12 protein-coding genes, 1 tRNA gene and 1 pseudogene are annotated in these 13,692 nt (G+C 67.9%); 10 read left to right on the plus strand and 4 right to left on the minus strand.

The features are described 5' to 3' along the window. The 5 genes and pseudogenes from AB0J09_RS37390 to AB0J09_RS37410 form a co-directional block, all read left to right on the plus strand. Positions 1-835 (plus strand): SDR family NAD(P)-dependent oxidoreductase (locus tag AB0J09_RS37390; protein ID WP_360701615.1); only part of this gene is annotated, 835 nt, incomplete at its 5' end. A 738-nt stretch (positions 836-1,573) separates the two neighbouring features. Beyond that, complete coding sequence (locus AB0J09_RS37395; RefSeq protein WP_360701617.1) at positions 1,574-1,918, plus strand: hypothetical protein; 345 nt, start codon at positions 1,574-1,576, stop codon at positions 1,916-1,918. Continuing rightward, a pseudogene (locus AB0J09_RS37400) lies at positions 1,896-2,956 on the plus strand (replication initiator). The gene AB0J09_RS37395 and the pseudogene AB0J09_RS37400 overlap by 23 nt, the downstream one beginning before the upstream one ends. 12 nt (positions 2,957-2,968) lie before the next feature. Beyond that, on the plus strand, positions 2,969-3,175 hold the full coding sequence (locus tag AB0J09_RS37405; protein WP_225271124.1) for a helix-turn-helix domain-containing protein: 207 nt from the start codon (positions 2,969-2,971) through the stop codon (positions 3,173-3,175). Continuing rightward, entirely contained in the window at positions 3,175-4,509 is a 1,335-nt protein-coding gene (locus AB0J09_RS37410; RefSeq protein ID WP_360701621.1) for a site-specific integrase, read from the plus strand. The genes AB0J09_RS37405 and AB0J09_RS37410 overlap by 1 nt, the downstream gene beginning before the upstream one ends. Positions 4,510-5,092: 583 nt before the next feature. Here the strand turns inward: AB0J09_RS37410 and AB0J09_RS37415 are convergent. Continuing rightward, positions 5,093-5,163: transfer RNA gene (locus AB0J09_RS37415), tRNA-Gly, on the minus strand. A gap of 107 nt (positions 5,164-5,270) precedes the next feature. Here AB0J09_RS37415 and dcd point away from each other — a divergent pair. The 3 genes from dcd (at position 5,271) to AB0J09_RS37430 (ending at position 7,644) form a co-directional block, all read left to right on the plus strand. Continuing rightward, complete coding sequence (gene dcd, locus AB0J09_RS37420) at positions 5,271-5,846, plus strand: dCTP deaminase (RefSeq protein WP_360701624.1); 576 nt, start codon at positions 5,271-5,273, stop codon at positions 5,844-5,846. Between the two features lie 165 nt (positions 5,847-6,011). Next, on the plus strand, positions 6,012-6,629 hold the full coding sequence (locus AB0J09_RS37425) for a DUF47 family protein (RefSeq protein WP_360701626.1): 618 nt from the start codon (positions 6,012-6,014) through the stop codon (positions 6,627-6,629). 10 nt (positions 6,630-6,639) lie between these two features. Continuing rightward, the gene (locus AB0J09_RS37430; RefSeq protein WP_360701629.1) at positions 6,640-7,644 is read left to right on the plus strand and encodes an inorganic phosphate transporter; all 1,005 of its coding nucleotides are present in this window, start codon (positions 6,640-6,642) and stop codon (positions 7,642-7,644) included. Here the strand turns inward: AB0J09_RS37430 and mshD are convergent. After that, positions 7,619-8,542 carry a mycothiol synthase gene (mshD, locus tag AB0J09_RS37435; protein ID WP_360701631.1) on the minus strand — a complete coding sequence of 308 codons (924 nt, stop codon included), beginning with the start codon at positions 8,540-8,542 and terminating at the stop codon, positions 7,619-7,621. The genes AB0J09_RS37430 and mshD overlap by 26 nt on opposite strands. A gap of 108 nt (positions 8,543-8,650) precedes the next feature. Here mshD and AB0J09_RS37440 point away from each other — a divergent pair, with 108 nt between their 5' ends. After that, positions 8,651-10,438: a bifunctional metallophosphatase/5'-nucleotidase gene (locus tag AB0J09_RS37440; protein ID WP_360701634.1), complete on the plus strand. Its 1,788-nt coding sequence runs from the start codon at positions 8,651-8,653 to the stop codon at positions 10,436-10,438. Between the two features lie 301 nt (positions 10,439-10,739). Here AB0J09_RS37440 and AB0J09_RS37445 read toward each other — a convergent pair whose 3' ends face one another. Continuing rightward, positions 10,740-11,087, minus strand: coding sequence for a pyrophosphatase (locus tag AB0J09_RS37445; RefSeq protein WP_360701636.1), 348 nt, complete (start codon positions 11,085-11,087; stop codon positions 10,740-10,742). Positions 11,088-11,119: 32 nt separating this feature from the next. After that, positions 11,120-12,487 (minus strand): ATP-binding protein, encoded by a 1,368-nt coding sequence (locus AB0J09_RS37450; protein ID WP_360701639.1) that lies wholly within the window; start codon positions 12,485-12,487, stop codon positions 11,120-11,122. Between the two features lie 287 nt (positions 12,488-12,774). Between AB0J09_RS37450 and AB0J09_RS37455 the strand changes: the two genes are divergently transcribed. Beyond that, positions 12,775-13,692, plus strand: a 918-nt coding sequence (locus AB0J09_RS37455) for an NAD-dependent epimerase/dehydratase family protein (RefSeq protein ID WP_360701641.1), incomplete at its 3' end; no start/stop codon positions are given.

Here is a 13,692-nt window from a genome sequence, read left to right on the forward strand (position 1 = left end):
GCTGCTGGTCGGCCGCGCCGGGCGGGACCTGACGGCGGTCGCCGACGAGGCCCGCGCGCGCGGCGGCAGCGTCCGCGAGATCGGCTGCGACCTGTCGCGCCTAGCCGACGTCCGTGCCGCCGCGGCCACCGTGCGCGCCCTGCTCGCCGCCGGCGCCGTACGGCCGCTGCGCGCGCTGGTCGCCAACGCCGGCACCATGTCAAGCGACACCCGGCGGGCCTCGCCCGATGGCTACGAGATGACTTTCGCCGTCAACTACCTCGCCCACGCCCAGCTCATCGGCGACCTGCTTGGTTCGTTCACCGCCCCGGCACGGGTCGTGCTGCTCGGCTCGAACACCTATCACGCCAATTTCTGGCGCAAGCTGCTGGGCGTGGCCGAGGCCAAGTGGGCCGATCCCGTCGAGCTCGCCCGCCCGGCCACCGGTGAGCAGGCCCCGGGCATGGCCGCGTCCGGCGTCGCCTACTCCAACGCCAAGTTGGCGATCCTGTACTACGCCCATGAGCTGCAGCGTCGCGCTGGCGCCGGGATCAACGTGTCGGTGTTCGAACCGGGATGGATGCCCGGCACCGCGCTGGGCCGTGGCGCCCCCGAGGCGGTTCAGGCGATGAGCCGCGCCTTGGGCCGTGTACCCGGCGTGTCGACGCCGCAACGCTCGGGGCCACTGCTGGCTGCGATGGCCCTCGACGACAAGTGGGCGCACTTGCGCGAGGGCGCGTTCGTGGTGAAGACCAAGCTGACCGAGGTGCAGCCGGTCGCCCACGACCGCGACCGGGAGCGGCGCCTGTGGGAGGCGACCACCGAGCTGTTGGAACGCGCAGGTGCGTCGCGTTAGTACGTACCGCCCGGGCCGTGCCGCGGCCGCCCCGGGTGGTCGCCGGCTTGTGCGGCCTGCCGCTGCCGCTGGGCGTGGCCGGGCACGCAGGGTCCACCGTCATCGTTGGACTCAACGGCCTTCGACCGCTGCGCCAGGCCGCCTGGCGACGCGCCACCCGCCCGCATCAGGCGAGCTGATCGGTCGCGATCCCGGCTACATGCTGCCTCGTGGCTTCCAGAGTCCTCGCAATACTTCACCAGGTACGAGGTGCACGGGGTCAAGGTGGAGATGAGCACCGTTGAAAGGCAGGTCGACTCTGACGGGATGGAATGCGTTGGCCGCGGCCCATGGCAGCACTACGTGTGGCTCGTATGTGGCTCGCACCAGGTTCCCGCGGTTCGTTTGGAACTACGGTTGGCCACGGAACTCGTACGGGACAGAGCCGACCGTTTCGAACCCCTCCTCGACCACATGAACGCACAGGGGTGCGATCGGGCCATGAGGGAACAGGGCCTGTCAGCGGAACGCCAGCGCCTGGTCTGGGATCGCCTCGGCCGCTCAGCTCCCGCCCCTTGAAACTGTCATGGCACGGTGATCACCCCGTGACCTCGTGGCCCTGGTCTGCTCGGCTTGTCCCGGGTCGATGGCGGGCGGGATGATCAGGCTTCCACCTCAGCCACTTACGGTCCTGAAGGGAGGCGCGGCGATCATCCCGGAGTCGGAGCGCCCCTGCCGGAGGCATGAAAGGGGTTCGCTGTGCGCTTGTTGAGGCTTCTAGCGGGCTGGTTCTGGCGAGTGGATGCGTCGTTGGGTGGCGATGCCAAGCCGCATCGCGGTCAGCGGTTCTCTGCGGCCCATCCTGTGCGCCTCGGGCTGGTCGCCGGCGCTGCTGTCGGCGGCTTCCTCATCCTCTTCTTATTGATCGGTGCCGCAACGGGGTGGGAATACGCCTTCGCGCTGTCTACCTTGCTCTTCTGCCTCTGCGTAGCCGCCTTCGCTGGGGTGAGCATGATGGGCATCGGCTACTTCGAGCGCTGGCGTCAACGGCACTACGGGCACTACCCGCATGAGGTTCAGGATGAGCGCGGCAGCCATCCGTAGCGGCCCGCGCGCGTCGCACGCGAGAACGGCCCCCAGGCCGCACGCGCAGCGTGCGGGCGTGCGCGGGCCGCGTGTCATGAACGGCGTGCCCATTGATCCGGACACGTACGACTACGTGCGGGCGGCTCGTGATGCGCTGCACTTCTCCAAGCTTGTGGACCGGTTTGTGCAGAACCTTCGCCGGGTCGCGGGCTATGACGTGCAGTACTTCGCCACGGTGGAGCCTCAGAGGCGGCTCGCGCCACACCTGCACATGGCGATCCGGGGCACCCTGCCACGTGCCGAGATGAAGCAGATCGCGGCGGCGACCTACCACCAGATCTGGTGGCCCCAGGCGGATGAAGCGCGCTTCGAGGGCGAGCACCTGCCCGTCTGGAACGACGGCGTCGGTTACGTGGATCCCGACACGGGCGAGGTCCTGCCCACCTGGGATGAAGCTCTCGACCAACTCGGCGACGAGCCCATGCACGTGATCCGCTTCGGTGATCAGATGGACGTCAAGGGCGTGCTCGCCGGGTCGTCGGACGCTGACCAGTGCATCCGCTATCTGTCCAAGTACCTCACCAAGAGTCTCGGCGAAGGGCTCGGCAGCCAGGCCCAGCGCGAACACGCCGCCCGCTTCCTCGATGCCCTGCGCTACGAGCTGTGCTCACCGACCTGCCCGAACTGGCTGCGGTACGGCGTGCAGCCCAAGAACGCCAAGTCGGGGATGGCCCCTGGTCGCTGCCGGTCCAAAGCACACAAGCCCGAGCACCTCGGCTACGCCGGCCGTCGCGTGCTCGTCTCCCGCAAGTGGAGCAACAAGACGCTGGCCGAGCACAAGCAGGACCGCGTACCTGGGTCCTGGAAGCCCTCGGTAAGGCCGACGAACCGACCGACCCACACCGCTACGTCTGGCAGCCGGTCAGACCAGGTGATCCTGATCTCGCCCCGATCGGCGTCCGGCTCCTTCGATCCATCGCCGAACGCCAGCGATGGCGCGCTCACCTGAGAAAGCTCGAAGAGCAGAGTCTTTCGGCAAATCCGCAGGCAGCCTGAGAGGAGGAGATCTTGGATCAACTGTTCACCGTCCCGGAAGCGGCCGAACTGCTCAGCACCTCGGTTCGCTTCGTCCGCCGACTGATCGCCGAACGCCGGATCGAGTTCGTGAAGGTCGGGCGGCACGTCCGCATCCGTGAGTCCGCACTGATCGCCTTCGTCGTCGCGGGGACCGTCGCGCCCATGACGACCTTCGACGCAACCGGGAGGGCCGCCTGATGGCGAACAAGGAGAACCACCGCCGTTTCGGCAACATCCGCAAGCTGCCCTCGGGGCGATTCCAGATCCGCTATCCCGGGCCGGACGGGCGCATGCGGACCGGCGAGGAAACCTATGAGCGCAAGGGCGACGCGGACCGGGCGCTCACCCTGATCGAGGGGCGGATTCTCGCTGGAACGTGGAGCGACCCCGAGCGCGCAAAGATCAAGCTCGCAGAGTATTCGGCAACCTGGATCGACCAGCGCCCCGGCCTCCGCCCTCGGACAGTGGACCTGTACCGCTGGCTGCTCAAAAAGCACATCACGCCCTATCTCGGCAACGTTTCGCTCGGCAAGCTCTCCACGGCGATGATTCGGCAGTGGCGGGCGGACCTGCTCGGCAAGGGCGTCTCCGTGAGCATGGCGGCCAAGGCGTATCGCCTCCTCCGTGCCGTGCTCATGACGGCGGCCGAGGACGACCGGATCATCTCCCGCAACCCGTGCCGAATCCGCGGGGCTGGCGACGAGCACGCCGAAGAGCGACCGGTCCTCGCCGTGGGACAGGTCTTCGAACTGGCGGACAAGGTTGGGCGCCGACCAGTGGGCAGCATCCGGGGGCTCAAGAGAGGCGAGGGACATCGCATCCGATTCCAGAGGCATGGTGAGATGCGGACCTACCCGGAGGTCTTCCCGACGCGAGCAGAAGCCGAGCGGGCGCTGTGGCGGATGATCGACACCGGGCAGGCCGACTGCACGCACGATCGGCGCTACCGAGCCTTCGTGCTCCTGGCGACGTTCGCGAGCCTGCGCTGGGGCGAGATCACCGCACTGACCCGAGCAGACCTCGACCTCAACGCGGGTACGGTCCGCGTGCGCCTGGCCTATGTAGAACGCTCCACAGGCGAGCTCGTTCTTGGCGCGCCCAAGTCCAAGGCTGGCAAGCGCATCGTCGGCCTCCCACAAGCGATCATCCCGGCCCTGAGAGAGCACCTGCGGCTCTATGTGAAGCCCGAGGCGTTCACTGGGATCAAGGGTGGCCCAATGCGCCGGAGCGGGTTCAACAGGCTCTCCGGCTGGATGGAGGCCGTGCGGGCGGTCGGCGTTCCGGGGCTGCACTTCCATGACCTCCGTCACACGGGAAACATGATCGCAGCGGACTCGGGGGCGGGGCTCAAGGACCTCATGGCACGTATGGGGCACGACAACGTCCGGGCCGCGATGATCTATCAGCACGCGGTCCGAGGAGCCGACAAGCTGATCACCGAAGCAATCGACAAGCAGCTCATCCGACACGAACGGGTACGCGACGATGACGACAAGGGTGACCCACCTGGCGTGCTGGTTCCCGCTGGCTGACCATCGACCCTAGGGCCCGTCCCATGGACCATCGTGGTGATCTACGCAAACCATCAGAGCATGACCACCGCCGCATTAAGGCCCTTCGCGGCGCACTAGAGCTTTGGCGAACGGCTCTCCGGTGGCCCGTGCGTATGCCATCCGCGCGCGCGCTTCGCTGAGTGTGCGCGGGCGGTAGCCGGGGCCGCCGCAACAACTCTTGTGGAAGCGGACACCCGCGTGCAGCAGCAGCGAGAGCACCCGCCAGGCTGCGGTGTCCCGCCGACGCGGGGCCGCGAAGGCGGAACCAACATGAATCAGCGGCTCGGCGCAGCGCGGGCACAACCGGTCGTTGTGCCCGGGGGTCGGGTAAGGCTGCTTGTACGAGGCGCGGCAAGGCAGGCAGACGAATGACGTCTTCGCATGAGCCATGCGCTCAGGGTAGGCCCGTCACCGGCCTCGATCGACAGAATTTCCGGCCTGGCTGGCAAGATCTGAGGGACATGCCTAATGGCACGCTAATGGCACGCAGAGATCCACAACCCTAGGAAAGATCAAAGCCCAGGTACCGAATCCATCGGTCTACCTGGGCTTTCGCAATGAGAGCGGGTGACGGGAATCGAACCCGCGCTGTCAGCTTGGGAAGCTGATGTTCTGCCATTGAACTACACCCGCGTACGACCCCGACTCCCGAAGTCGCGTCCCCCACTGTAGCGGAAACTTGGCGTGCAACAGCAATCCCGACCCCACAGAGTTTCCGGTCGGGCGGTAAGTTGCTCACCGTGCTGCTATCTGACCGTGACATCCTTGCTGAGCTCGACACCGGGCGGCTTGCGCTCGATCCCTTCGAACGGGAGATGATCCAGCCCTCCAGCATCGACGTAAGGCTTGACCGGTTCTTCCGGGTGTTCGAGAACCATCGGTACCCCCACATCGACCCGTCCGTGGAGCAGCCGGATCTTACGCGGATGGTCGAGCCTGATGGGGATGAGCCGTTCATCCTGCATCCGGGTGAGTTCGTGCTGGCCTCCACCTATGAGGTCGTCACGTTGCCGGACGATCTCGCGTCGAGGCTGGAGGGGAAGAGCTCGCTCGGGCGGCTGGGGTTGCTGACGCATTCGACGGCGGGGTTCATCGATCCTGGGTTCAGCGGGCATGTCACGTTGGAGTTGTCGAACGTGGCCACGTTGCCGATCAAACTCTGGCCGGGGATGAAGATCGGGCAGTTGTGCGTGTTCCGGCTCAGCTCGCCCGCGGAGCATCCCTACGGGTCGGCCAAGTACGGGTCGCGGTACCAAGGGCAGCGTGGGCCCACGCCGTCCCGGTCGTTCAAGGACTTTCACCGGACCAAGGTCTGATTGGGCTCCCCCTGGCGAAGGCAGAAAAGATCTAAAGGTAGCCTCTGTCCCGGTGTCGCACAACATACGCGGGGTAGCCAGGAGGAGAAGGGGACATGAAGTTCGCATTTCGCCTGGTAACCCGTACCCTCTACACGGACCATCCCCGCACATCTGGAGAACGACGTGCGCCTGCGTCTCACGCCACGTGAGGACAGCTACTACGACCTGTTCGCAGACTCCGCGAACAATCTGGTCACCGCATCACGCTTGCTGGTGGAGATCATTAGCGAGGGGTCGGACAGGGAGGCCCTGGCCGAGAAGATGCGTGCTTGTGAGCACGCCGGTGATGAGCGCACCCACGCGATCATGAACCGGCTCAACGAGAGCTTCATCACTCCGTTCGACCGCGAGGACATCTACCGCCTCGCGTCCAACCTCGACGACGTGATGGACGCGATGGAGGCCGCCTCCGACCTCATCGTTCTGTATCAGATCGACCACCTGCCGAAGGACGTCGTCAGGCAGGTCGAGGTGCTCGAGCGGGCCGCCGAGCTGACAGCCGAGGCCATGCCGCGGCTGCGGTCCATGAGGAACCTCAACGAGTACTGGATCGAGGTCAACCGCCTCGAGAACCAGGGCGACCAGGTTTACCGCAGGCTGCTGGCCAAGCTGTTCAGCGGGGAGTACGACGCGCTCACCGTCATGAAGATGAAGGAGGTCGTCGACGCCCTGGAAGAGGCGGCCGACGCCTTCGAGCACGTGGCCAACACCGTCGAGTCGATCGCGGTCAAGGAAAGCTAGGCCAGGCCCAGTGGACCTCACGCTCGCCCTCGTCATCGGCGTGGTCGTAATCTCACTGCTCTTCGACTACACCAACGGGTTCCACGACGCGGCGAACGCCATCGCTACCTCCGTCTCGACCCGGGCTCTGACCCCCAGGGCCGCGCTGTTCATGGCCGCGGCCATGAACTTCATCGGCGCCCATCTGGGAACCCAGGTCGCTCAGACGGTCGGCAAGGGGATCATCGACGCTCCCAACGGCCCCCACGGGCTGGTCATCGTGGCCTCGTCGCTCATCGGAGCGATCGCCTGGAACCTCGTCACCTGGTACTTCGGGCTGCCGTCCTCCTCCAGCCACGCGCTCATCGGCGGCTTGGTGGGCTCCGCTCTGGCCTCGGCCAGCGTGGTGCACTGGAACGGCGTCGTCGAGAAGGTCGTCATCCCGATGGTGCTGTCACCCGTGATCGGGTTCGCGCTGGCGGCACTGATCATGATCGCAATTTACTGGATCTTCCGTAACAGCCAGCCGGGCAAGACCAACCGGGGCTTCCGTTACGCGCAGACCGTCTCGGCGGCCGCCATGGCGCTCGGGCACGGGCTGCAGGACGCGCAGAAGACTATGGGCGTCATCTTCCTGGCGCTCACCGTCGGCGGCTTCGCCACTCCGTCCGATCCGATCCCGCAGTGGGTCATCCTGTCCGCCGCCGGGGCGATTTCCCTCGGTACGTACGCGGGTGGCTGGCGCATCATGCGTACGCTGGGGCGGCGCATCATCGCGCTGGACCCGCCGCAGGGCTTCGCCGCGGAGTCGGCGGCGGCGACCGTCCTGTACGCGGCCGCCATCGGGTTCGGGGCGCCGATCTCCACCACGCACACGATCACCTCGGCGATCATGGGTGTGGGAGCCACCAAGCGGCTCAGCGCCGTGCGGTGGGGGGTCGCCGGGAACATCGTGACCGCGTGGATCTTGACCATTCCGGCCGCCGCCCTGGTGGCCGCTCTCTCCTACTTCATCCTCCACTGGATAGTGGAGTAGGGGCGTACATCACGTCCACGTCCCAGCGGTTGAAGCCGAGGGACTCATACAGCCTGATCGCCGCCGTGTTGGCCTCGTCCACGTACAGCATCGCCTGGGCGAGGCCGCGCGAGCGCAGGTGGCTCAGCCCGGCAAGGGTGAGCACCTTGCCCAGGCCCGTGCCCTGTTGCGTGGGATCGACGCCTACGACGTACACCTCGCCGAGGGGCTCGTGGCCGTGGGAGGAGGAGCCGTGGATCTTCGTCCAGTGGAAGCCGGCGAGCCGGTCGCCGCGGAAGGCCAGGAAGAACCCCTCCGGGTCGAACCACGGCTCCTGCTCGCGGCGGAGCAGGTCGTCCATCGTCCAGGCGCCCTGCTCGGGGTGGTGGGCGAAGGCCGCGGAGTTCACCTTGAGCCAGGCCTCCTCGTCCTGGCCGGGGACGAACGTGCGCAGCCGTACCCCATCGGGCAGGGCGAAAGCCGCGATGGGGGCGAAGAGGGAACGGCGCATCTGCCAGAGTGAGCGCACCCGCTCGAAGCCGAACTTGGTCGCCAGCGCCCCGGCCCCCGCGTGGTCGCCGTGCGCCCACAGGCGCGGCCTGCCGTCCGTCAGCTCCATGACGGAGCTCAGCAGCCGCGTGCCGTGCCCCTGGCGGCGGTGCTCGGGGTGGACGACGAGCTCCACGCTCGGCCCCTCGACCTCGTCCGTGGGATCGATGTGGGCATAGCCCGCCAACGTGTCGCCGGCCTGCAGCAGCAGGGACCGGGCCTGCGGATCGCCGCCGTAGCGGAGGTGGAGCATCACGTGCTCGTTGAGCGGGCGCACGCCGTCGGTCTCCGTCGCCGCCTCGACCAGGCCGATCACCTCGGCGATCTCGGTGTCATCGAGCCGTTCCCTGACCTTCACGTGTGCACTCACACAAGGAACTCTAGGCGTATGACTGGCAAATAACGCCATGTGACAACCTGGGAAATCGTTACCTTTGCGACATCGGCAGCATAGGTTCGCGCCGTAACGTCTTGGTCCATGACGTCTCGTTCATTCCTCCGGCTGGCGCTGGCCGGAGCCGTCGCCTCGGGTGCGGTGATGCTCTCCACCCTCCCGGCGGACGCGAGCACGGCCCCCAAGACGGTCCCCGTCCGGCTGCTCGCGCTCAACGACTTCCACGGCAACCTCGAACCTCCCACCGGGTCCTCCGGCCGCATGGTGGACGAGAACGGCCAGACCGTCGACGCCGGTGGCGCCGCGTACATAGCCACGCACATGAAGGCCCTGGCCGACAAGAACACCATCGCCGTGGCCCAGGGCGACCTCATCGGGGCGTCGCCGCTGATCTCGGCGGCCTACCACGACGAGCCGTCGGTCGAGTTCATGGGCAAGCTGGGGCTCAAGGTGGCCGCGGTGGGCAACCACGAGTTCGACGAGGGCTACACCGAGCTGCGGCGGATCATGAAGGGCGGCTGCCATCCGGTGGACGGCTGCTCGCCCGCCGGCCCCTGGACGGGCGCGGCGTTCGACTACGTCGGCGCGAACGTCCTGTTCAAGAACCCCAACGAGAAGACCGACGCGCTTGCCGCGCTCGGCGGCTCGAACTCGGCGCAGGTCAAGCAGGCGCTGTCGGACTGGGGCGTGCCCGCGCTGCCGCCGGTCAGCATCAAGTGGATGAACGGCGTGCCGATCGGCTTCATCGGCCTGGTCACGCAGACCACACCGAGCATCGTGACGAGCGAGGGGATCAAGGATCTCAAGTTCGTGGACGAGGTCAAGGCCGCCAACGTCGCCTCCAAGCTGCTGAAGCTGGTCGGGGTGAAGGCACAGGTCGTGCTCATGCACGAGGGTGACCAGGCGAACGCGAACCAGTCGCCCGACGCCTGCAGCGCCATCCCCGGGGCCGGCAACCGCATCGCCACGCAGGTGGACCCGGAGATCGACGTCGTGCTCAGCGGGCACTCGCACCAGGCGTACCTGTGCAAGGTCAAGGACCCGGCGGGCAACGACCGCATCTACTCGCAGGGCGGCTCGTTCGGCCGGGTCATCACGCAGGTGGACCTGAACGTGAACGTCAAGACGCGCGACATCGACCGCGCTTCGGTCGTGGCGGACAACCACATCGTGACTCGGACCGTTGCCCCGGATGCCGAAATTTCCGCGTTCGTTAAGACGTGGAATGACCGCGTCGCGCCCGTCGCCAACAAGCCCATCGGCACGATCACCACCGACATCAAGAACGCGGCCGCGCCCTCCGGCGAGTCCGCGCTCGGCAACCTCATCGCCGACGGCCAGCTCGCCGCCACCAAGACCGGCGGTAACGCCCAGATCGCCCTGATGAACCCGGGCGGCGTGCGTGATTCCCTGACGTACGCTTCGTCCTCCGCCAACGAGGGCGACGGCGTCGTCACGTACGGCGAGGCCTTCAAGGTGCAGCCGTTCAACAACCTCATGCAGGTCGTCACGCTGACGGGCGCCCAGCTCAAGACGGTGCTCGAGCAGCAGTTCACCGGCGGCCCCAACAACCAGGCGTTCACCAAGATCCTGCAGCCCTCGGCGAACTTCACGTACACCTACAGCCGGAGCGCCGCCTGGGGTTCCAAGGTGTCCGACATGAAGATCGACGGGGTGCCGGTGACGGACACGCAGTCGATCCGGGTCGCGGCGAACAACTTCCTGGTGGGCGGCGGCGACGCGTTCCTCGCGTTCAAGGACGGCACCGACCTGTGGAGCGGGCCGCTGGACATCGACGCCTTCGTCGACCAGCTCGGCAAGAACAACCCCATCGCCCCGCCCGCCACCAACCGCATCACCGCGACTGACTGATTCTTTCTCGCGGCTTTCTCGGGCCCGTCCGGCTCTCTTTCTCCGGGCGGGCCCCTTTCGCAGCCGCCTTGGCCCCTTTTCGCGGCCGCTTCGGCTCTCTTCGGGGGGCTTCCCTTTTCATCTTGTACGGCAAAGCCAACGTGGCGCCTACCGCCGCACGTGGCTGAGGGCCTCCAGGGTGACGCTCGCTGACCCGCACGGGGCCGGCCGCCGCAACGGCGAAACGTTCACCGGCGGGCGGCCCGACGCCTTACCTTCCGGCGTAACGGCGAAACGATCACCCGGTTGGCGGCCCGGCGCCTTACCCTGCCGAGCCGAGCCCTTCCTGTTCGCTCACCGCGTCCTTCGGTTTCCAGGCCAGCCACTTCCGTGCGACCTCCGTCTCCAGGTCGACCCCGTGGTGGTGGGCCATGAGGATCACGTGGCACAGCACGTCGGCCAGCTCCGCGCGGAAGTCGATCTCGAGCTCCTCCGGCGTGCGTCCCTTGGTCCTGGCCCGGCCCGTGCGCATGAGGAACGCCTGCGTCAGCTCACCGAGCTCCTCCTGGAGCTTGAGCAGGAACCAGGCGTCGTCGCGCTCGATCCCGAGCCGTTCCGCGTACTGGCTGGAAATGGATTCGATCTCGGTGGCGAGCTGGCGTAGATCCATGCCAGCGAGTGTAGGAGCGCCTCATGGGCCGGTCACGGGGGCCCGTAGAGCGGGAGGATGACCACGAAGCGGGCGCCGGGGAAGTGGTCGGCGACGGTGAGGCTGCCGCCGTGGGCGGCGGCGATCTCCCTGGACAGCGGCAGGCCCAGGCCGCTGCCGCCCTTGTCCTTGGCCCGGGCGCTCTCCAGGCGGGTGAAGCGTTCGAAGACCCGCTCCCGGTCCTGCGGCGGGATGCCCTCCCCGTCGTCGGTCACCGTCACGACCACCTTGACGCCCTCCACCGCCACCTTCAGGTCGATCCTGGCGGTGGCGTGCCTGGTGGCGTTGTCGAGAAGGTTCGTGAGGAGGCGGTCGAGCTGCACGGGGGAGCCGAAGACCGGGGCCGCGGCGGACAGGTCGGGGAAGATGGGCGCCCTTGAGCCTTCGCGGCGGCGGACCTGATCCTGCGCCACCTGGGCCATGTCCACCACGCGCCGTTCCGTGACGGCGCCCGCGTCCAGCCTGGCCAGCATGAGCAGCTCGTTGATGATGCTGGTGAGACGGTCGGCGGCGGCCAGCGCCCGCTCACCCGTGAGCTTCCAGTCCGTTTCCTCCGGGTAGGCGTTGGCCACCTCCAGTTGGGCGCGCAGAGCGGAGAGGGGGCTGCGCAGCTCGTGCGAGGCGTCGGCGACGAAGCGGCGCTGGGTCTCGGCCGAACGTTCGAGGCGGTCGAGGGTGTCGTTCGTGGTTCGGGCCAGGTCGGTGATCTCGTCGCCGGTGTCGGGCACGGGCACGCGCCTGCTGAGGTCCTGACCGGTGATCTCGGCCATCTCCGCGCGGATGCGTTCGACGGGGCGCAGGGCGGACCCCACGGCGACCCAGGTGATGCCCGCGACGCTCACCAGGACGAGCGGAGTGCCGAGGAATACCAGGAGATATATCCATATGAGGGCTCGGTCGACCTCGGCCAGGGAGGCCGCCCCGCACACAATGACGGGGCCGTGGGGTGTCTGCGCCGTGAGTGCCATGATCAGGTAGTGGGCCTCGGGCTCGTCCGGGCTCCGGTACACAGTGCGCTCGACGGTGTAGACGGTCTCGGGCTTGGGCGGACGGAGGCTCGTCAGGCGCAGGCCCTCGGGGATGCCGGGGCTTTTCGCGATCACCCTTCCGTCCGCCGAGACCACCTGCAGCAGGTGGCCGCGCGCCGGAGTGCCCAGCACCGGGGGCAGTTGTCCCGTACGCGCCTCGCTCGCGACCCGCCGCACGGCCACCTCGACTCTGGCGTGTACTACGCCGCGGAGGTTTTCCGGCACGGTGGTGAGTGTGATGGCGGTCGTGGCGGTGAAGACCAGTGCCGCTATCAAGGTCGCGACCGCGGTCAGGCGTGCCCGGATCGAGCGCGGAAAGAGCCATCTCACCATCCCATCCCATCCCCCCTCTACGTGACTGTCTGTGACTTTTACCCGGCGGACAGCGATCGCAATATGGCCTTGTGTGGCGCCATGGGAGGTCACGCGGCCCTGGACGGGTCTCCCGGAGAACAGCGGCCATCACCGGTGGCCCCCGCCCCGGCACGGCGCCGCGCCGTTGGTGCAGCGGGGTTCGACAACCTGGGGCGCTCCGCCGGCGCCCGGCTTTCGCTCGTGGCGATTCCGCTGATGGCGTGCGCACCTACCGCGCAGGAAGCCGGAGGGCCAAGGTGGATGCCATGAGGCTGTTGGTGCTGGGTGGCACGGAGTTCGTGGGTCGGGCGGTCGTCGAGGAGGCGCTGGCGCTGGGCTGGGAGGTGACGACGTTCAACCGCGGCAGCCATGAGCCGCCGGCGGGTGTGACGGCGTTGCGGGGCGACCGGACGGCGCCCGGCGGGTCGGCGGCGCTGGAGCGCGGGGAGTGGGACGTGGTGGTCGACACCTGGTCGTGGGCGCCGGTCGCGGTCAGGGACACCGCGTCGCTGCTGGCCGGCCGGGCAGGCCATTACGTCTACGTCTCCAGCCGCTCGGTCTACGCGCCGCCGGTGCCGTTCGGCGCGGACGAGAGCGCCCCGATCGTGGCGGCGGCGTCCATGGATGACGAAGACGGCGACTACGCCAGGAACAAGGCGGGAGCCGAGCTGGGGGCAGTCGCGGCGTTCGGAGACCGGGCGCTGCTGGCACGCGCGGGCCTCATCCTCGGCCCGTACGAGAACATTGGACGCCTGCCGTGGTGGCTGGCCAGGATCGCCCGCGGCGGCCCGGTGCTCGCCCCGGCCCCGGCGGACCTGGCTCTGCAGTACATTGACGCCCGCGACCTGGCCATCTGGTGCTTGGAGGCGGCTCGGCGCGGGCTCGGCGGGGCGTACGACGTTGTGAGCCCGTCGGGGTTCGTGACGATGGGTCAGCTCCTGGAGACCTGCGTGAAGGTGACCGGATCCGACGCCCAGCTGCGGTGGGTGGAGGCTGAGCGGATCCTGGCGGCGGGCGTGTCACCGTGGACCGACCTGCCGATCTGGCTGGTGGGCGAGGACTACGACTTCCTCCACGGGGCCGACGTGTCCAAGGCGGTGGCGGCGGGTCTGCGATGCCGCCCGGTGGAGGAGACGGTGGCGGACACGTGGCGGTGGCTGCAGAGCATCGGCGGCCGGCCCCCG

Origin of the sequence: Nonomuraea sp. NPDC049784, assembly GCF_040659615.1 — a bacterium.
Classification (GTDB): Bacteria; Actinomycetota; Actinomycetes; order Streptosporangiales; family Streptosporangiaceae; genus Nonomuraea.